Annotated in this window: 19 protein-coding genes and 1 pseudogene; 17 read left to right on the forward strand and 3 right to left on the reverse strand. The window is 39.6% G+C overall.

Going from position 1 to position 18,796, the window contains the following annotated elements; genetic code table 11:
• Positions 1-133 precede the first annotated feature (133 nt).
• From flgN to flgA, 3 genes are all read right to left on the reverse strand, one after another.
• Positions 134-565 (reverse strand): flagellar protein FlgN, encoded by a 432-nt coding sequence (gene flgN, locus AC5NT5_RS04660; RefSeq protein WP_024595784.1) that lies wholly within the window; start codon positions 563-565, stop codon positions 134-136.
• On the reverse strand, positions 558-878 hold the full coding sequence (flgM, locus tag AC5NT5_RS04665; RefSeq protein WP_165723554.1) for a flagellar biosynthesis anti-sigma factor FlgM: 321 nt from the start codon (positions 876-878) through the stop codon (positions 558-560). The genes flgN and flgM overlap by 8 nt, the downstream gene beginning before the upstream one ends.
• A 76-nt stretch (positions 879-954) precedes the next feature.
• Positions 955-1,662, reverse strand: a complete 708-nt coding sequence (gene flgA / locus AC5NT5_RS04670; protein ID WP_165723553.1) for a flagellar basal body P-ring formation chaperone FlgA — start codon at positions 1,660-1,662, stop codon at positions 955-957.
• 140 nt (positions 1,663-1,802) lie between these two features.
• Here flgA and AC5NT5_RS04675 point away from each other — a divergent pair, with 140 nt between their 5' ends.
• From AC5NT5_RS04675 to AC5NT5_RS04755, 17 genes and pseudogenes are all read left to right on the forward strand, one after another.
• Positions 1,803-2,738 (forward strand): chemotaxis protein CheV, encoded by a 936-nt coding sequence (locus AC5NT5_RS04675; RefSeq protein ID WP_165723552.1) that lies wholly within the window; start codon positions 1,803-1,805, stop codon positions 2,736-2,738.
• A 17-nt stretch (positions 2,739-2,755) separates the two neighbouring features.
• On the forward strand, positions 2,756-3,586 hold the full coding sequence (locus tag AC5NT5_RS04680; RefSeq protein ID WP_010553245.1) for a CheR family methyltransferase: 831 nt from the start codon (positions 2,756-2,758) through the stop codon (positions 3,584-3,586).
• A gap of 145 nt (positions 3,587-3,731) precedes the next feature.
• Entirely contained in the window at positions 3,732-4,139 is a 408-nt protein-coding gene (gene flgB / locus AC5NT5_RS04685) for a flagellar basal body rod protein FlgB (protein ID WP_165723551.1), read from the forward strand.
• Positions 4,140-4,144: 5 nt separating this feature from the next.
• Positions 4,145-4,576 carry a flagellar basal body rod protein FlgC gene (flgC, locus tag AC5NT5_RS04690; protein ID WP_002959429.1) on the forward strand — a complete coding sequence of 144 codons (432 nt, stop codon included), beginning with the start codon at positions 4,145-4,147 and terminating at the stop codon, positions 4,574-4,576.
• 13 nt (positions 4,577-4,589) lie between these two features.
• Positions 4,590-5,270 carry a flagellar hook assembly protein FlgD gene (locus tag AC5NT5_RS04695; protein WP_002959427.1) on the forward strand — a complete coding sequence of 227 codons (681 nt, stop codon included), beginning with the start codon at positions 4,590-4,592 and terminating at the stop codon, positions 5,268-5,270.
• A 60-nt stretch (positions 5,271-5,330) separates the two neighbouring features.
• A complete protein-coding gene (flgE, locus tag AC5NT5_RS04700; RefSeq protein ID WP_165723550.1) occupies positions 5,331-6,701 on the forward strand; it encodes a flagellar hook protein FlgE in 1,371 nt (456 codons plus the stop codon).
• 157 nt (positions 6,702-6,858) lie between these two features.
• Complete coding sequence (locus AC5NT5_RS04705) at positions 6,859-7,602, forward strand: flagellar basal-body rod protein FlgF (RefSeq protein ID WP_007581863.1); 744 nt, start codon at positions 6,859-6,861, stop codon at positions 7,600-7,602.
• A 21-nt stretch (positions 7,603-7,623) separates the two neighbouring features.
• Positions 7,624-8,412 carry a flagellar basal-body rod protein FlgG gene (gene flgG / locus AC5NT5_RS04710; RefSeq protein WP_002959420.1) on the forward strand — a complete coding sequence of 263 codons (789 nt, stop codon included), beginning with the start codon at positions 7,624-7,626 and terminating at the stop codon, positions 8,410-8,412.
• A 16-nt stretch (positions 8,413-8,428) separates the two neighbouring features.
• On the forward strand, positions 8,429-9,112 hold the full coding sequence (gene flgH / locus AC5NT5_RS04715; RefSeq protein ID WP_002959418.1) for a flagellar basal body L-ring protein FlgH: 684 nt from the start codon (positions 8,429-8,431) through the stop codon (positions 9,110-9,112).
• A gap of 11 nt (positions 9,113-9,123) precedes the next feature.
• Positions 9,124-10,218, forward strand: a complete 1,095-nt coding sequence (locus tag AC5NT5_RS04720; protein WP_024599231.1) for a flagellar basal body P-ring protein FlgI — start codon at positions 9,124-9,126, stop codon at positions 10,216-10,218.
• A gap of 172 nt (positions 10,219-10,390) precedes the next feature.
• Positions 10,391-11,407, forward strand: coding sequence for a flagellar assembly peptidoglycan hydrolase FlgJ (flgJ, locus tag AC5NT5_RS04725; RefSeq protein WP_494513459.1), 1,017 nt, complete (start codon positions 10,391-10,393; stop codon positions 11,405-11,407).
• Position 11,408: 1 nt separating this feature from the next.
• On the forward strand, positions 11,409-13,412 hold the full coding sequence (gene flgK, locus AC5NT5_RS04730) for a flagellar hook-associated protein FlgK (protein ID WP_342875976.1): 2,004 nt from the start codon (positions 11,409-11,411) through the stop codon (positions 13,410-13,412).
• Between the two features lie 2 nt (positions 13,413-13,414).
• The gene (gene flgL, locus AC5NT5_RS04735) at positions 13,415-14,668 is read left to right on the forward strand and encodes a flagellar hook-associated protein FlgL (RefSeq protein WP_494513460.1); all 1,254 of its coding nucleotides are present in this window, start codon (positions 13,415-13,417) and stop codon (positions 14,666-14,668) included.
• 287 nt (positions 14,669-14,955) lie between these two features.
• Entirely contained in the window at positions 14,956-16,428 is a 1,473-nt protein-coding gene (locus tag AC5NT5_RS04740) for a flagellin (RefSeq protein ID WP_494513461.1), read from the forward strand.
• 308 nt (positions 16,429-16,736) lie between these two features.
• Positions 16,737-17,144 (forward strand): annotated as a pseudogene (locus tag AC5NT5_RS04745) (flagellin N-terminal helical domain-containing protein); the annotation flags it as partial.
• 807 nt (positions 17,145-17,951) lie between these two features.
• Positions 17,952-18,206: a flagellin gene (locus tag AC5NT5_RS04750; protein WP_494513500.1), complete on the forward strand. Its 255-nt coding sequence runs from the start codon at positions 17,952-17,954 to the stop codon at positions 18,204-18,206.
• Between the two features lie 148 nt (positions 18,207-18,354).
• On the forward strand, positions 18,355-18,780 hold the full coding sequence (locus AC5NT5_RS04755) for a flagellar protein FlaG (RefSeq protein WP_494513462.1): 426 nt from the start codon (positions 18,355-18,357) through the stop codon (positions 18,778-18,780).
• Positions 18,781-18,796: the final 16 nt, after the last annotated feature.

The raw sequence follows: 18,796 nt of genomic DNA on the forward strand, positions 1-18,796 counted from the left end.
CTAATTATTTATTAAGGGGGGGCTTACATAATTAAGTGAATTGGTATTATTTATAACTAAATTTAAGAATAAAGGACATTAAAAAAGCCTTATTGATAAGTCAATAAGGCTTTTTTAATGTAAAATTTGGGGCTTAAGCTTTTAAGTTACGAACCAGTTTACTCTCGGTATTTACAGATTTACCGGCTTGATCGTAGGTCATTGACGTTGGTGCGCCAATTAATATCTCTTTTAATTGTTTAACACTTAGTTGCGCTTGGCGGGCAGCATGAGCATTAACGTTATTTTGTTTTTGGCATTGTGCAAGTTGAGTTTTAACTTGGCTTATTAGCTCAGATATTTCAGGATTTTGTGAGTCGTTACTAGCAATTAGCTTACTTAGCTCTTTATCAAGAGTGCTTAACTTAGTTAAAAAAGACATTTTTTGTTGGGCAATTTCTTTTAAACCAGCACCACGTCGTGAGGCAATAGCAGTAAGCTCGTCGTTTAATAGCGTATGCAAAGAGTCTAAACAACTTACTTGTTGGTTTAGTTTTACGCTAATTAAACTATTATGATCAGCCATACACGTTAAACTCAAAATCAGCTAAGTTTTTAGCAAGCTTTTCACTATCCACTTGGTATTTACCTTCAGTTATTGCTTTTTTTAGCTCAGCAACTTTATCGCTGTCAAAGCCAGGCGATTGCTGCGCTTTATCTTGAAGCGTTTTTAATTGCTGTGCCTGCGGCGTTAAACTTACAGAATCACTAGCAGCTTTAGGCGAAGGAGCCTGAGCAGATTGTGTATTAGCATTATCTTTTTTTAAATCAACTTGTTGCTGCTTTGCATTTGTAAGCGCATTAGCTTGTTGATTACTGCCATTAACTTGATTAACCATAATAATAAACCCGTATATTACCCAACTTATGCCATGTTATCGGCATATACGTGGGATACTTTAGTATAAATCTAAATTAAATATTCACTTGAACAGACTCTACACCATCTACTCGCGCATTTAAAACTTTACCTGATTTTTTGTTTTTTATTTGTATCTGTTCGCCCAAAGTACCGTCTTCTAAAGCAATACCTGTGGTTTTAATTCTAAGGCCTCTGAGATTAGCGTAAATATTAACAGAGTCACCTTTACACACCATACAAATTTGGTTTAGTAATACTGGCATACCACTTCTAATATTTCGTTTACTTCTGCTGCCTATTAGCATTGTAGGGTCATCTAAGTACTGAATTCGTACAAAGTGAGTTGGTTTCATTTCAATACTTAAATGCGATTTAGTTATTACTTCACCACGAGTTAAATTAGCAGTGGCAACAACAACTGGAGCCATTTCAACAACTCTTACATGAACGTATTGAGTCCACGTTTGCACATCATTGCACTTGGCTTGTAAGGTTACTTGGCGGTTAAATGGTGGCTCATCAGATGTTGATAATTCAAGCTCAGAATTACAAATACGATCAGGGATACGACTGTCTAAAGGCAGTGCACTTAATTGCATATTATTATTTTTTAATGTACCAATCTGCTCAGCTATATAAGCAACAGCCATCTCTTGTAATAAATCTTTGCTAAATACTTTGGCCTGCAAAGGTAATGCAAAGCAGAGGCTAGCAACAAAATAAAAAACACTGTATCTTCTGACTTTTTTTAACAAACTCATAATGTTTCGACTATGCTTATGGTTTCAAACAGGGTATAAATATTTTGCGTCAAAAAATAGACGCTCCCGCGATGTTATGTAGCTTTATTAATAGAAAGCAATTATCGTTCCGCATTATTTGTTTTCTTTAGGAGATTTGAATGGCAGGCATTTTAGACTCAGTAAACCAACGCACACAGTTGGTTGGGCAGAACCGCCTAGAATTACTTTTATTTAAGCTCAGAGGGCGTCAGCGTTTTGGCATTAATGTATTTAAAGTGAGGGAAGTATTGCAATGTCCTCCACTTACAAGCATGCCAAAATCGAATGCTTATATTCGTGGTGTTGCTCATATTCGTGGTCAAACTATCTCAGTAATCGACCTGTCGATGGCTGTAGGCGGGCGCCCAATAGAAAATATTAAAGACAGTTTTATCATCATTGCTGAGTACAACCGCTCGGTTCAAGGCTTTTTAGTGGGCGGGGTTGAGCGTATTGTAAATATGAATTGGGAAAAAATAATGCCACCACCATCAGGTGCCGGGCGTTATTCATATTTAACAGCCGTGACCGAAATCGAAAATGAATTAGTAGAAATTTTAGACGTAGAAAAAATACTTAATGAAATTTGCCCAGTAAATACAGAAGTAAGTGCTGAAGTTGCACAAAGTGGCGACATTCAAAAAGACTTAGGCGAGCGTATCGTATTTATTGCAGACGACTCCGCTGTTGCGCGTAACCAAGTTAAACGTGCCCTAGAGCCGTTAGGCGTGCAAACAGAGCTTGCTAAAAATGGTAAAGAAGCTTTAATTAGGCTTAAAGAAATAGCAGAATTTGATTGTAAAAATGACATTACTGAGCGGGTAGCGTTACTCATCTCAGACGTTGAAATGCCAGAAATGGACGGCTATACCTTAACAGCTGAAATAAAAGCAGATCCTAAGCTTGCACCATTACATGTTATTTTACATACATCATTGAGTGGTGTGTTTAACCAAGCAATGATAGAAAAAGTAGGTGCTGACGACTTTATCGCCAAATTTAACCCTGATGAGTTAGCAACTGCGGTTAAAAAATGGGTCCATAGTGACCAATAAAAATAGGTGTTATTGATTTGAATAATAAAGATTTGCAGCAAAGTGAATACGACCAGTTTCGTTCGTTTTTAGAGCAGCAATGCGGTATTGTTTTAGGTGAAAACAAGCAATACTTAGTTAAAAGTCGACTTGCTCCACTCATGGCTCGATTTAATGTGGAATCTTTATCACAATTAGTAAGTAAAACACTTGGCCTTCATGAGCGGCAATTAAGAGCCGCTGTTGTTGATGCAATGACCACAAACGAAACGTTATGGTTTAGAGATCAATACCCATTTGAATTACTTCAAAATAAATTATTCCCTGAGTTTAAAGAGTTAAGAAGACCATTAAAAATTTGGTCTGCTGCCAGCTCATCAGGGCAAGAACCCTACTCGATTGCTATGTCGGTTGCCGAGTTTCAAGCTAAGCAACCTGGCGTGCTACGTATGGGAGCGCAAATTATTGGTACAGATATATCTAATACCATGCTTGATATGTGTAAAAATGCAGAATACGACGCGCTTGCACTTGCCAGAGGCTTATCGGCAGAACGTCGTAAAAAGTTTTTTAAAGATAGCGGCAACGGTATGGCACAAGTAAACGATACAATAAAAAAACAAGTTAGTTTTAGGCATTTAAATTTGCTTGATTCGTACGCGTTAATGGGCAAGTTTGATATTATTTTTTGCCGTAATGTACTTATTTACTTTGCTCCTGAAATAAAAGCTAAAATTATTAATCAGTTTGCACAAGCGTTAAATCCAAAAGGGTACTTGTTTTTAGGTGCGTCAGAGTCCTTGACTGGCTTAAGTACTGAGTTCGATATGGTTAGATGCAACCCCGGTATTATTTACCAAAAGAAATAATTAAGCTAATTCCTTTCCCTAAAACGACGCACTCAGCGTCGTTTTTCTATTTAGATACATGGCCTTATAAAAATATAACTTTCCTTATTATAAATGGCTTATTTTTTGCTTTATTCATGGGTAAGTCAATTTTTTGGAGAAGGTTATGGCTATCAGTTTTGATAAAGCATTAGGTGTGCATCCGCAAGCCATGTTGATCCGTTCACAGCGAGCAGAATTAATTGCAACTAATATAGCTAACGCTGATACGCCTGGCTATAAAGCAAAAGATATAGACTTTGCCTCGGCATTAAAAGCGGCAAGGTCAACCCAGCAAAGCGGCAATACCATGGTAAGAACTAACGATAAACACATTAGTGGAGGTACTCATAGTATGGGTAATTCTGAATCATTTCGCTTACCAAATCAATCAGATACAGGAGATGGTAACTCGGTTGATATACAAGTGGAACGAAACTTGTATACACAGAATGCTATGGAGTATCAGGCCAGCTTGCAATTTTTAAGCGGCAGATTCAAAGGTCTGAATAAAGCTCTCGGTAGTCAAGGATAAAAATTATGAGTTTATATAATGTTTTTGATATTGCAGGTTCGGGTATGAGCGCACAAAACGTTCGCTTAAATACTACAGCTAGTAATATTTCTAATGCTAATACCATTAGTTCATCTCAAGACAAAACGTACCGAGCGCGCCAACCTGTATTTGCGGCTGAGCTGACAAAGGCTTCAGCATCAGTAAGTAACCAGCAGGGCTCCGCAGTTGGTGTTAAAGTTTTGGGCATTGTTGAAAGCGATGCACCATTACAAATTGAATATAACCCAAACCATCCAAGTGCGGATGAAAATGGCTATATCTATAAACCCAACGTTAATGTTGTAGAGGAGATGGCAAATATGATTTCTGCCTCTCGTTCTTACCAAACAAACGTGCAAGTTGCTGATGCAGCTAAGCAAATGCTAAGTAAAACACTGTTGCTAGGGCAGCGGTAACCGAGGGTAGGTTATGAGTAACGATATTAGTACATCTTCATCCTATTTAGACTCTATACGCTGGCAAGAGCAACAAGTTGCTACCAGTGATAATGAGAGTGATGCGTTAACACAAGAAGACTTTTTCTCTTTGTTAACTCAGCAATTATCGTATCAGGATCCCAGTAACCCTGCGGATAATGACCAAATGATTGCTCAAATGACTAGCTTTACGATGGCGCAAGGGATTACAGATTTAAATACTAATTTTGAATCTTTAGCCTCTTCAATGACATCTAATTCAGCACTGCAAGCATCTACACTTGTAGGCAAACAAGCTTTACTAGAGTCAAACACCCTGGATTTAAATGAAACAGGTGATGCCAGAGGCTCTGCAGTGGCAGAAGAAGCCGTTGATAACTTAAAAATTAAAGTTACTGATGCATCAGGTCAGCTAGTAAGAACTATTGATATGGGTTCTCAGCCGGCAGGTGCGGTACGTTTTGCGTGGGATGGCAAAAATGAAGCTGGTGAGCGTTTACCTGAAGGTGAATATTCAGTAACCGCCGAAGGAAGTACTGACGGTGAATTTTCAAGCTTACCCATTGCTACATTTAAGAACATTGAAAGCGTTAATATTAATGGCTCAAGTGGCATTATTATTAACACTAAAGAAGGTGCGGTTAGGTTGACAGACGTCGCAGAAATCGCGTAATAAATTTTAATTATACTTCGCCTGTCAGCAGGCTAAATATTAACAGGTTAGAGGTGAATTATGAGCTTCAATATTGCATTAACTGGCTTAGCTGCCGCACAAAAAGATTTAGACGTAACTGCAAATAATATTGCAAACGTTAATACCACAGGTTTTAAAGAGTCACGCGCTGAGTTTGCCGATGTTTACGCTTCATCAGTGTTTAGCTCTGGTAAGACTAAAAATGGTGACGGTGTGCAAACAACCATGGTTGCGCAGCAGTTTCACCAAGGCTCACTGCAATTTACAAATAACTCACTTGATTTAGCAATCACTGGTGAAGGTTATTTTGCGATGACCGACGATTTATCTTCGCAAGATTTAACATATACACGTGCGGGTGCATTTAAGCTTAACCAAGATAACTTTATGGTTGACGCAAAAGGTAACTTTTTACAAGCATTCCCAGTTGATTCATCTACAGGTGATACAACGTCGGTAAGTTTGAGCACAACTGATCCAATTCAAATCCCTGATTCGTCTGGTTCACCTCGCGCAACAGAAAATGTATTTTTGTCGTTTAACTTAGATGCAACGGCGGATCCAACAGGTCTAGATTTTGACCCTACATCTAGTGGTACTTATAACTCATCTACGTCAACAACGGTATATGATTCACTAGGTGAACCACATATTTTACAATACTTTTTTGCTAAAGAAGATGATGCCGCAGCAGGTGGTACAGATAACAGTTGGGAAGTATACGCAACACTCGATGGCAAAGTAGTTGATGCCACAACTGGTGGAGAACAAACAACGACACCTTATACACCACTGACCACCCTAGGTTTTAACTCAAGTGGTTTACCATCAACAACAGGTGGTGTGGCAAATACAAATACAACTACTTTTGATGAAATATTACTACCAGCGGGTTCTGGTGCTGGTTTATCAACATTACTAGACAATGGTGCAACTTTCCCAGGTACTGGTATTGAGCTTAACTGGCGCGATGAAAATAACACGGCAGGACGTATCCCAACTCAGTATTCAAGCGGTTTTGAAGTAAAAGCACTCGATCAAGATGGCTCAACAGTTGGTCGTTTAGCCGGAATCGATATAGGCACAGACGGTAAAATTGTTGCTTCTTACAGTAATGGCGACTCAACATTTTTAGGCCAAGTGGCTATGGTACGTTTTCCAAACTCACAAGGGTTATCACAAGTGGGTGATACAAGTTGGAAGCAAAGTATTGATTCAGGTGAACCTGTAGCGGGTGAAGCTGGTTCGGGTACATTTGGTGGAATTAACTCATCAGCACTTGAGCAATCAAATACTAACCTTACTAATGAGCTTGTAGACTTAATTACTGCACAGCGTAATTACCAAGCAAACTCACGTGCGCTTGAAGTTAACTCAACTATTCAGCAAAGTATTTTGCAGATTCGATAAGTTAAACCCCATTGAATATATTAGGCTGCATTTTTGCAGCCTTTTTTATAAGTCCTCTTTGTAAGCCCTTCTAAATACCTCTCAATGTTGTGTCAAATTTAATCTGGCACCTATTTTGCATTTATAAGTTCAGAGATTTTTTATGTGAGTCGATACTATGGACAAAATGGTCTACATTGCGGCCTCTGGCGCTAAGCAAAGCCTACAAGGGCTTGCGCTTAAAGCCAATAATTTGGCGAATGCAAATACAACAGGATTTAAAGCCGACTTTGCGCAGGCGCGTTCTATGCAAGCGTTTGGCGAAGGTTTGCCTACCCGTGTATTTTCAATGCAAGAGCGTCCGGGTTCTAACATGGTATCGGGTGGCATTGTTCAAACCGGGCGCGACTTAGATATCGCGATGAGCGATAACGCATGGCTTGCTGTGCAAGATGCCTCCGGTAATGAAGCTTACACAAAAGTGGGTACGTTAAACGTTACTGCTCAAGGCATGCTCGTAACCAGCCACGGTCGTCAAGTTATTGGCGAAGGGGGACCTGTTATTTTACCCGTCCCAGTCGAAAAAATAGGGTTTAGTCAAGATGGCGCTATTCAAGTACGACCACAAGGCGCTCCCGCTAACTTTTTAGAAGAAATAGATACGCTTAGAGTGGTAGAAGCAAATAGCTCACAGCTCGAAAAAGGTAACGATGGTTTATTTAGACCAAAAGCAAATGTAACAGTAGATACCTCTGCCAATGTAAAAGTTTTAAGTGGTTCGCTTGAAATGTCGAATGTGAATCCTGTTCACGAAATGGTCGACATGATAAGCCACCAGCGCCAATTTGAATTACAAGTGAAATTAATGAAAACAGCTGAAGAAATTGACGAGCGTCAAGATCAGTTATTACGCATAGTTTAACTTTAAAGTGAGGACACGATTATGAATCCAGCATTGTGGATCAGTAAAACTGGGCTAGACGCTCAACAAACCGATATATCGGTTATTTCAAATAACTTAGCGAATGCGAGTACCGTAGGTTACAAAAAAAGCCGCGCTATATTTGAAGATTTACTTTATCAAAATATTAATCAACCAGGTGGTCGTTCATCGCAAGATACCGAAATGCCGTCGGGTTTAATGTTAGGTGCGGGTGCTAAAGTTGTAGCTAACCAAAAAGAGTTTACGCAAGGCAACATGTTGACCACCGAAAACTCACTAGATTGGATGATTTCTGGTGAAGGCTTTTTTGAAGTACTGCAACCAGATGGCAATATTGCTTACTCGCGCAATGGTCAGTTTACTACCGATGGCGATGGACGAATTGTTACATCGGGCGCTGGTTACGTTATTCAGCCAGAAATGAATGTACCTGATGACGCGCAATCAATTACGGTTTCGCAAGACGGCGAAGTATCTGTACGTGTTGCAGGGCAAGCCGATAACGTTGTAATTGGTCAGCTAACAATTAGTGACTTTATTAATCCATCAGGCCTTGAGCCAATTGGTCAAAACCTTTATACCGAAACCGCTGTAAGTGGTGCACCGGTACAAGGTAACCCGGGTGTTGAAGGGTTAGGGAGCATTATTCAAGGCTCACTTGAAACTTCAAACGTAAATGTAACTGAAGAGCTCGTAAACCTAATTGAAACTCAGCGTATTTACGAAATGAACTCAAAAGTAATTTCGGCCGTTGACGAAATGATGAGTTACATCAATCAACAGCTTTAATAGAGTAGGGGGAATTATGCGTAATATTATTTTATTTGCAGCGGGCACATTATTTTTAAGTGGCTGTATGTCTACGCAAAATAGTGAAGTAGTGCAGGACGACCCTTACTACGCTCCTATGTACCCCGAGCCTATTTTAGAGCCGCTGGTAGCCACAGGTTCATTGTTTAATACTCATACATCAAACGACTTATATTCTGATAAAAAAGCGCTACGTACTGGCGATATAATCACGGTTAAGTTGCAAGAGTCTACTCAAGCAACAAAAGCCGCTAAAACAGAAACAGACAAAGAAACTGACGCAAGCTTAGACCCAGTGATTGGCTTAGGTGGCCTACCTGTCAATATAGGTGGCGATAGCATTCAGTTTGGTATTGGCAGCGATTCGTCGTTTACAGGCGATTCAAAGTCAAACCAGTCAAACAGCTTAGTGGGCGATATTTCGGTTAATGTAATGCGCGTTTTACCTAACGGTAATTTAGTTATACGCGGTGAAAAATGGCTAACGCTTAATACCGGCGAAGAGTTTATTCGTTTAGAAGGGCTCGTACGCCCTCAAGACGTAAGTGCCGATAATACGGTGGAATCAAACCGTATTGCTAATGCACGTATTCAATACTCAGGTAAAGGGCAAACGCAAGAAGCGCAAAGTCCTGGTTGGCTTACACGTTTCTTTAGCAGTTCGCTGTTTCCATTTTAGAGGGTAACAACATGAATAGCCTTAAAGCTTTATGTTTAGTTGTGTTATTAGGTTGGCATTTTACTGCCAGTGCTGAGCGCATAAAAGATGTGTCTATGGTTGAAGGCGTACGCTCTAACCAGCTAGTTGGTTATGGCTTAGTGGTTGGTTTACCGGGCACTGGCGAGCAAAACTCATACACACAACAAAGTTTTAGAGGCATGTTGAACAGCTTTGGTATTACGCTACCTTCAACTCAAAGTCCTAAAATTAAAAATGTTGCCGCTGTGGCGGTGCATGCAGAACTACCTGCATTTAGAAAGCCTGGGCAAGCAATCGATATTACGGTTTCTTCTATTGGTAGTGCAGGCAGCTTACGTGGCGGTACTTTACTACAAACTTTTTTAAAAGGTGTAGACGGTAACGTGTACGCAATTGCACAAGGTAGTTTAATTGTCGGTGGCTTAGGCGCACAAGGCCTTGATGGTAGTAGAGTTGTAATTAACACCCCTACAGTTGGTCGTATACCAAATGGCGCTACAGTTGAGCGCGCCGTGGAAAGCCCATTTATGCAAGGCGATTACATTACTTTTAATTTAAACCGCCCAGACTTTACAACGGCAAAACGCCTAGAAAAAACAATTAATGACTTAGTTGGCCCAAATAGCGCACAGGCAATTGATTCTGTTTCTATTCGTGTTATAGCTCCACGCGATGCATCCCAACGTGTATCGTACTTATCGACACTCGAAAACTTAGAATTTAAGCCAGCTGATATGGCCGCTAAAATTATAGTTAACTCGCGCACTGGTACAATTGTCATTGGTAAAAACGTTAAGCTTCAGCCTGCCGCTATAACTCACGGTGGCTTAACAGTAACAATTGCAGAACAACAAAACGTGTCACAACCAAACCCGCTAGCAAACGGTGATACTGTTGTCACGCAGCAGAGCATTATTGATGTAAATCAAGATGACTCGCGCGCCTTTGTATTTAATCCAGGTGTAAGCCTTGACGATTTAGTTCGCGCAATTAACGAAGTAGGCGCAGCGCCTGGTGATCTAATGGCTATTTTAGAAGCACTAAAAGAAGCCGGCGCAATTAACGGACAGTTAGTTGTTATATAAATAACTCAAGCCAATAAATAACGTATTACTTAAGCCCTATATTTTTGAAACAAGATATAGGGCTTTTTATTTACAGCAACTTAAGTTTATTATTTTTATCTTCCTTGTTTTATCGGTAGTGGCTCAATTTTTGCATTTTTAACTGCATTATTCATTTTGTGTCAAAAAGCCGATGGAAACTAATCACCTCGATAAACAAAACTTTTTTGATTTAGGCAACTTAGATTCACTTCGTAAAGAAGCCTTAACCAGTGGCGATGCATCAACTGATGCCTCTAAAGCTGCGCTCAAAAAAGCGGCCGCACAATTTGAAGCTATTTTTACGCAAATGCTGCTCAAAGGAATGCGCAAAGCCAACGAAGCATTTGAAGACAAAGACAGCCCATTTAATTCAAGTGGCGTAAAGTTTTTTGAAGAAATGCACGACCAGCAACTTTCAACAGAGCTTTCTTCAAATGGCTCGTTAGGCCTTGCCGATTTAATTGTTCAGCAGTTATCGCCTGAGTCTAAAAACTTTATGCCAGGCTCGGTGCTTAGAACAACCAACGATATCTTTAGCGATACACAAGTGGGATCTGCTCTTCCTCATGAGCAAAAAAATAAGCAATCCGATCTTATCGTTAATAACACTAAAGCCGATATTGCTGAGCCTAAAGTCGATACTGCAGGGTCTAAAACCGATAGCCCAACATTTAAAAATGCAGAAGAGTTTGTAAGTTCAGTGTGGGAACACGCTAAAACTGCAGCGCAAAAAATTGGTTTAAACCCAGCTGTAATGGTTGCACAAGCGGCACTTGAAACCGGTTGGGGTAAACACATTATTAATAAAAGTGACGGTGGCAGCTCAAACAACTTATTTAATATTAAGTCAGATAAAAGTTGGGAAGGCGACAAAGCAAGCAAAGTAACGCTTGAGTTTGAGCAAGGTACACCCGTTAAAAAACAAGCCAGCTTTAGAGCCTACGATTCAATTAAAGATAGCGTGAACGACTTCGTTGATTTTTTAACGCAAAACCCACGCTACAAAGAAGCATTACAAAATACAGCAAAACCAAATGACTTTTTAGATTCATTACAAAAAGCAGGTTATGCAACCGATCCAAATTATGCCAGCAAAATAAAAAAAGTGCTCAATAGCAGTCAGCTAAAAGACAATGCGGCAAACGTGATCCGCCAAGGAGTAGAGTAACATGTCGTTTAATTTATTAAACATTGCCAGTTCTGGGGTTAGAGCAAGCTCGGAGCTACTGCAAACGACAAGTAAAAATATCGCCAATGTCAATACCGAAGGCTATGTGCGCGAGCGTACAGAGTTTACTACTATGGTTGATAACCAAGTAGGGCGAGGCGAAACATACCGATTATTAAACGAGTTTGCTCAGTCACAGCTAAATCGTGACACCTCTAATAAATCGTTTTTCGATCAGTTTATTACTGAGGCTAATCGAGTTGATACTATTTTTTCTGAAGAGTCGAATAATCTATCAACGGGTATTAACTCTTTATTTAATAATGTACAAGAAGCACTAAATCAGCCGTCGTCTACTGTTGCTCGCTCATTAGTAATGACAGATGCGCAAAGTTTAATTGATCAAATGGATAGGCTTTCGGGCATCGTGCTTGATCAAAAAAGTATAGTAAACGAGCAGCTCGAAATTTTTTCAGATGAAGCAAACTCACTCATTCAAAGTATTAGTACGCTAAATCAAAATATTGCAGCAGTTAATGGCACTAATAACGCCGCAGATGCGAGCTCTACCTATAACGAACGCGATAAAGCAATACGCGACTTATCAGAGCTAATAGACATAGAAACGCTTGATGGTCCAAATGGCGAAAAACTCGTTTTTATGGGCACAGGCGAAGCAGTGGTTATGCAAAATGGCGCATTTAACTTATTTTCGATGACAGGGGATCCTGATCCTAACTTTAAAGAATTCACGCTTGACGTTAATGGTGGCAAAGCAGTGCCGCTTGAAGTTGATGTAAGTAAGCTTAAAGGAAAAATTGGCGGCTTACTTGCTTTTAGAGATGACATATTAGTCCCTGCGCAAAACCAAATTGGCCAAATGGGCTTAGCGATAGCTGATGCATTTAACGAACAAAACAAATTGGGTATGGATGCAACAGGTCAGCTAGGGGGTAATATTTTTAATATTCCTACCGTTGGCGCTTATGCGTATCAAGCTAACACAGGTACAGCCGGTATGACTGCAACGGTAGAGCCAGGTAAGGGCAGTGAACTCCCTGCCAGTGACTTTATTATTACTTATACAGCTAATGCTAATGAAGTAAGTATTCAGCCTATAGATAACAAAGGCGATCCGTTAGGGCAGCCTTCACTTGCTGATATATCGACAGGTGTTATTGATTCATCGACTATAACCTCAGGCGAATCATTTGGTCTTCAAGTAAATGTATCTGGGGCAGGTGTTGAAGGCGATCAGTTTCAAATAAAGCTTAATTCAGATGCTGCTTCAAGTATTACACTTGCAACAGGGCGCGCAGAAGATTTAGCACTAGCATCGCCAATCCGTACTGCTAACGATTTAAATAATATAGGCACCGCTACTATTTCAGCGGGAGAAGTAACAAGTGTTACCTCCGGTGGATTTACTTCAACACCAAGCTTAACAAACGGTGAAATAACGCTTGTTAAAACAGGTAATGCTAACGAATATCAAATTACTGATAATAGCGGAACGAGTACTTTTACTATTACGCCTCCTGCAAAAGGAATGTTATCGCAAGCGGGTGCTCCATTTGATACCTACGGATTCGATTTTGATATAGAAGGTACACCAGCAACAGGCGACACCTTTACACTTGAGTTTAACGAAGGCGGCTTTGATGATAACCGTAATGGTTTAAAATTAGCTGATTTACAAAATGGTGAGTTAGTCCGTTTAAATGTAGAAACAACAGCAACGGCCGACAACCATAAAACCTTTAACCAAGCTTATTCAGGATTAGTGAGTGATATAGGTGTTATAACTGGCCAAGCGATCACAAGTGGGGCTGCATTTGACGCTCTAGCACAGCAATCTGAGGCATGGTACGAGTCGTTATCTGGAGTAAACCTAGATGAAGAGGCCGCAAATTTACTGCGTTTTCAACAATCATATTCAGCATCAGCACAAGTTTTAGCAGCAGCTCAAGAAATTTTTGACACCTTATTAAATGCGGCGAGGTAATTATGCGTTTATCAAATAATCTAATGTACCAAAACAACATAAATAAAATACTCGACAACCAACAAGGTGTTGCAAATGCTCAAGAGCGAGTAAATACTAGGCAAAAGTATTTATCTACCTCAGAAGCGCCAGCTGCTATTTCGCAAGCTATGCTGTATTCAAATAAAATACAAACTAATGAGCAATACACTAAAAATATCGATCAGCTAAATGGCCGCCTAGAAACTGAAGAAAGCGTATTACAAAGCATAAATAGTAATATACAACAAGCGCAAGAGCTCACTATTCAGGCTGGTAATGGTGTTTACACCAAAGACGATTTAAAATCGATTGCATCAGAACTTAGTGGCATTCAACAAACGTTAGCTAACTTAATGAACACCCGATCAGAAGACGGTAAATTTATATTTTCAGGATACCAAGACAGCACGCAGCCGTATCAGTTTGATTCTGTAGCGGGTGAGTACACCTATAATGGCGACCAAGGCCAGCACCAAATAACTATAGCTGAAGGTGTATCAATTAAGGCGAGTGATAACGGCTTTGATACGTTTGAAAAAACTAACGCGCGATTAAATGTAGAATCTAACACGGCAAGTGTTTCAGGCTCTATTACAGCGGCAAGTGTATATGTTGACGGCCAAGCTGAGTTTGACAAATTTCATCAAGCAAATTACAACGCAGACCCAACAGCTCTAGCAACTGCAAATACATATAGTGTATTAGTAAGCCCAGGTGCTACAGCAACAGATCCACAAACCTACGAAATATACCGAGATGGCGCTGCACTAACCCCCGCAGTAACAGGTGAAGTTACTGATGAGCCTATCGATTTTGCCGGTATGAAAATTGAATTTGAAGGCACAGCACCAGGTCAACTCGATTTTAGCCTTGAAAAGCCAGGCAAAGAAAACGTACTCAATACACTGCAAGCACTTATTACCGGCCTTAACGATGGCACACTTGAAGGTGATGACTTTCAGCAAGTGCTTGCTGATGGCCTAGTGCAATTACAAAACGCCAGTGAGCAAGTGGTATTTACCCAATCAAGTTTAGGCGGACGTATGAACGCGCTTGAAAGAGTAAGCGATTCAAACTTAGCACTCGATATTCAAAATAAAAGTAATCGCTCTAACTTAGTTGAAGTTGATATGGCAGAAGCTATTAGCGAACTAACCAAACAAGAAACGGCACTGCAAGCATCGCAAGCCACTTTTGGCCGTTTAACTAACCTCTCGTTATTCGATTACTTATAAGCAGATTATAAGCAGAAATACCTTGCCGCTTTACCTACTTTAAAGCGGCAATACTTTGCGGCAAAAATTGGCTACAAAACCGCGGCAAAAAAATGTCACCCCTTCCTAAACAACTTCACTCTTTATTTATAATTCAAACAATCATTAATTTACAAGTAAAAACAACTGCTTAAAAATAAATTAAAGTTGGCACAGTAAATGCTTTTCTTATTATAAGAAATTATCGAACAGTGGTTCCTGTTAAATCGTGTTGAACCACACTCTGTTTAAACCTAGGAGATGGTAAAATGGCATTAACAGTAAATACTAATGTGTCGTCACTAAACGCACAACGTAACTTAACAAAATCTGGCGAAGGCCTAGCAACTTCGATGGAGCGTTTATCATCGGGCATGCGTATTAATAGCGCAAAAGATGATGCTGCAGGTCTACAAATTTCAAACAGATTGACGTCACAAATTAATGGCCTAGCCGTTGCTCAGCGAAATGCTAATGATGGTATTTCAATGGCGCAAACAGCTGAAGGTGCAATGGCTGAGTCAACCAACATATTACAGCGTATGCGTGAACTCGCTTTGCAATCAGCAAATGGCTCGAATTCAGATAGCGATCGTGACGCACTTCAAAAGGAAGTAACTGCATTAAAAACTGAGCTTACAAGAATTGCGGAGACAACAAGTTTTGGTGGACAGCAGTTATTAGATGGTTCTTTTGGATCGAAATCATTCCAAGTAGGAGCCAATGCAAATGAGACAATTGATTTAACATTGAGAAATATGGCTGCTGATAGTATTGGAGCTTTTGAAGCTACTTTATCAGGTGATGAAGCAACTGCTCTTGGTTTAGGTCGTGCATCAACTGCAGCTGATACTGCTACTTTATCTTTAAATGGTGTTGCTGGTGGGGCACTGAGCGTTAATGGAACTGCTTTACCTGCAAACATTGGGGTTAATGCTCAAGCAAACACAATTGAAACTTCAATTAACGAGCTTACAGGTACTACCGGCGTTACAGCCGATGCTCGATCTCAGGCTGAAATAAAGTTAACAGCAGCAGACTCTGTTACATTTCAATTAAATGGTACACAAATTTCTGCATCAGTAGCAGATAACGCAGATTTAACTGATTTAGCATCCGCTATAAATGCTGAAACGACTAACACCGGGGTTACTGCTTCAAGTAAAGACGGCAAATTAATATTAACAGATGAAAGTGGTAAAGATATTGAAATTGCTGATTTTTCAGCCGCATCTGCAGATATGACAGTTGCAGGTATTTCTCAAGATGGCACCACCCAAACAACTCCAATTACATTAGATGGACCAGGAACAGCAGCTGATAGCACAACTGTGGCGGGAAGTATAAAATTATCTTCAGAAAATAGTTTTAGTGCAGTGACAGGTACTGATGCCGATTTAGGCGCTGATGCAGTTTCTATTCTAAATAATGTATCATCTCTTAATATTGAAACCCAAGATGGCTCTCAAAATGCTCTGGCGGTTATTGATAAAGCTCTATCACAAATAGATTCTCAAAGAGCCGATTTAGGTGCCATACAAAATCGCTTTAGCTTTACTATTAGTAATTTAGCTAATGTTGAAGAAAATGTTTCTGCTTCACGAAGTCGTATTCAAGATACTGATTTTGCGACTGAAACAGCACAAATGACTAAAAACCAAATATTGCAGCAGGCAGGTACGTCAATACTTTCTCAAGCAAATCAAATTCCACAAGCTGCAATTAGTTTATTAGGTGGCTAGTTATTTCGTTTACTACTAACTTTATATGTAAACGCACTTGAGTTAGAAGTGCGTTTTTCGTTTTAGGTTATTTAAATCATCTAAAGCATAATATTCAAACTGTATTTTAAACTCATTTAAAATAACTAATCTTTTAAAACAATCGGTTAGCTTTTTTTAAGTAAATAAACCAATTTATTTCTAAAATACTTCTAAAGATAATTTATCTTCTGCCGTTAACTTAATCAGTACGGAGCTGAGCATACATTTGTGACAGCTCTTGGTTAAATTAAAATAGCAACATTACGAAAGTAATCAGGAGTTTTATTATGATTTCAGTAAATACAAATGTATCTTCACTAAATGCTCAACGTAACCTATCTCAATCAGGTTCTGACTTAGCAACTTCTATGGAACGTTTATCATCAGGTATGCGTATCAATAGCGCAAAAGATGATGCGGCAGGCCTACAAATTTCAAACCGTTTAACATCACAAGTAAATGGTCTAGCTGTAGCACAACGTAACGCCAACGATGGCATTTCAATGGCGCAAACTGCTGAAGGTGCGATGAGCGAGTCTACCAATATCTTGCAACGTATGCGTGAGCTAGCTCTTCAATCGGCGAATGGTTCAAACTCAGATACAGACCGTGATGCTCTTCAAAAAGAAGTGACAGCACTAAAAACTGAACTTACACGTATTTCAGAAACGACATCATTTGGTGGCCAACAACTTCTTGATGGCTCATTTGGCTCCAAGTCATTTCAAGTTGGTTCTAATGCAAATGAAACTATAAACGTATCACTTAAAAGCATTGGAGCAAGCGATATTGGTTCATTTAATTCAACTTTAGCTGGGGGAATTGGAGCGGCAGTTGGTTTAGGTCGAGCTTCAGCTGCTGCAGATGATAATACATCTGCAAATGGTCTAGCAGGTTCAGCTTCTGATGCACTTTTCATTAATGGTGAAAAACTTGATGTAATCACTGCAGGAACTGAAGCAAGTACTCTGGCTAACTCAATTAATGAACTATCTGGGGAAACGGGCGTTACTGCAGACGCAAGATCTCAAGCTGAAATTTCTCTAGATGTTGCGGGTTCTGTATCATTTGATTTAAATGGGACTCAAGTTTCAGCAACAATTGCGGATGCAAATGATTTAACTGATTTAGCTTCAGCTATAAATGAAGAAAACACTAATACTGGAGTTACAGCTGAGGTAAAAGATGGTGCGTTAATTTTAACGGATGAAACTGGTGCTGATATTAACATATCTGATTTTACTTCAACAACGTCAGACTTAAGTGTTAAAGGTATTGCGCAAGACGGTACTACTCAAACAGCAGCTATTTCTTTAGATGGTCAGGGGGCGACTAGCGATAGTACGACTGTTGCGGGAAGTATAAAGCTTTCTTCAAATAGTAGTTTCAGTGTAGTTACAGCATTAGATGCTGATTTAGGGGCTGATGCTGTTTCTAAACTTACTAAAGTATCAGATTTAGATATTACGTCTCAAGACGGTTCACAAAGTGCTTTAGATGTTATTGATGGTGCATTAGCTCAAATTGATTCGCAACGAGCTGATTTGGGTGCTGTTCAAAATCGTTTTGATTTTACGATTAGTAACTTATCTAATATTTCTGAAAACGTATCTGCGTCACGTAGCCGTATTCAAGATACTGACTTTGCTACAGAAACAGCGCAAATGACGAAAAACCAAATTTTGCAACAAGCAGGTACGTCAATCTTATCGCAAGCGAACCAGTTACCACAAACAGCACTTAGCTTATTAGGTTAATAAGTTATAGCTTAATGGTTAGCTAACTAATACATAAAGTCAGTATTAGTATTTAAAAAAAGGAGGTGGCTTTAGCTACCTCCTTTTGTGGTTTAAGAATATAAACTAAGCTATTGTTGGTTTAATTAAGTACAAATAGGAATCTGTTATGAATACAATTAATTCCAATGCAGAAATTACAACATTACCGGCTTCCGTTGCTGGTGATGATAAGCAAGTAGGGCAAGCCGCTCGCTCTTTAACTGAGCGAGCGGTAGATGATGTAAAGCAGATGGATGCACAAAATCAACAAAAGCTACAGCAAAGTCAATATAAAAATAATGACCAAGATGAAAAAGCTCAACCGTTAGAGCGCGAACAGCTAGAACAAATGGCGCAACAATTGCAGGACTTTATGGGCGAAATGAACCGCAGCTTGCAATTTAAGGTTGATGAAGATTCAGGACGTGATGTAATTAAAGTGCTTGATAAAAACAGTGGTGAGGTCATTAAACAATATCCTTCTGAGGAAGTATTAAGTTTGGTTTCCAAGTTGTCAGAGTCGGCAGGTATTTTAATTGATCAAACAGTTTAGTCGGTAGTTTGAGTTT

The sequence above is a fragment of the Pseudoalteromonas sp. J2K-J599 genome (assembly GCF_059295115.2).

Bases quoted from the DNA above. Each gene is read 5' to 3' on its own strand.
- flgN (WP_024595784.1), bottom strand. From the start codon at position 565: ATGGCTGATCATAATAGTTTAATTAGCGTAAAACTAAACCAACAAGTA.
- flgM (WP_165723554.1), bottom strand. From the start codon at position 878: ATGGTTAATCAAGTTAATGGCAGTAATCAACAAGCTAATGCGCTTACA.
- flgA (WP_165723553.1), bottom strand. From the start codon at position 1,662: ATGAGTTTGTTAAAAAAAGTCAGAAGATACAGTGTTTTTTATTTTGTT.
- AC5NT5_RS04675 (WP_165723552.1), top strand. From the start codon at position 1,803: ATGGCAGGCATTTTAGACTCAGTAAACCAACGCACACAGTTGGTTGGG.
- flgB (WP_165723551.1), top strand. From the start codon at position 3,732: ATGGCTATCAGTTTTGATAAAGCATTAGGTGTGCATCCGCAAGCCATG.
- flgC (WP_002959429.1), top strand. From the start codon at position 4,145: ATGAGTTTATATAATGTTTTTGATATTGCAGGTTCGGGTATGAGCGCA.
- AC5NT5_RS04695 (WP_002959427.1), top strand. From the start codon at position 4,590: ATGAGTAACGATATTAGTACATCTTCATCCTATTTAGACTCTATACGC.
- flgE (WP_165723550.1), top strand. From the start codon at position 5,331: ATGAGCTTCAATATTGCATTAACTGGCTTAGCTGCCGCACAAAAAGAT.
- AC5NT5_RS04705 (WP_007581863.1), top strand. From the start codon at position 6,859: ATGGACAAAATGGTCTACATTGCGGCCTCTGGCGCTAAGCAAAGCCTA.
- flgG (WP_002959420.1), top strand. From the start codon at position 7,624: ATGAATCCAGCATTGTGGATCAGTAAAACTGGGCTAGACGCTCAACAA.
- flgH (WP_002959418.1), top strand. From the start codon at position 8,429: ATGCGTAATATTATTTTATTTGCAGCGGGCACATTATTTTTAAGTGGC.
- AC5NT5_RS04720 (WP_024599231.1), top strand. From the start codon at position 9,124: ATGAATAGCCTTAAAGCTTTATGTTTAGTTGTGTTATTAGGTTGGCAT.
- flgJ (WP_494513459.1), top strand. From the start codon at position 10,391: ATGGAAACTAATCACCTCGATAAACAAAACTTTTTTGATTTAGGCAAC.
- flgK (WP_342875976.1), top strand. From the start codon at position 11,409: ATGTCGTTTAATTTATTAAACATTGCCAGTTCTGGGGTTAGAGCAAGC.
- flgL (WP_494513460.1), top strand. From the start codon at position 13,415: ATGCGTTTATCAAATAATCTAATGTACCAAAACAACATAAATAAAATA.
- AC5NT5_RS04740 (WP_494513461.1), top strand. From the start codon at position 14,956: ATGGCATTAACAGTAAATACTAATGTGTCGTCACTAAACGCACAACGT.
- AC5NT5_RS04755 (WP_494513462.1), top strand. From the start codon at position 18,355: ATGAATACAATTAATTCCAATGCAGAAATTACAACATTACCGGCTTCC.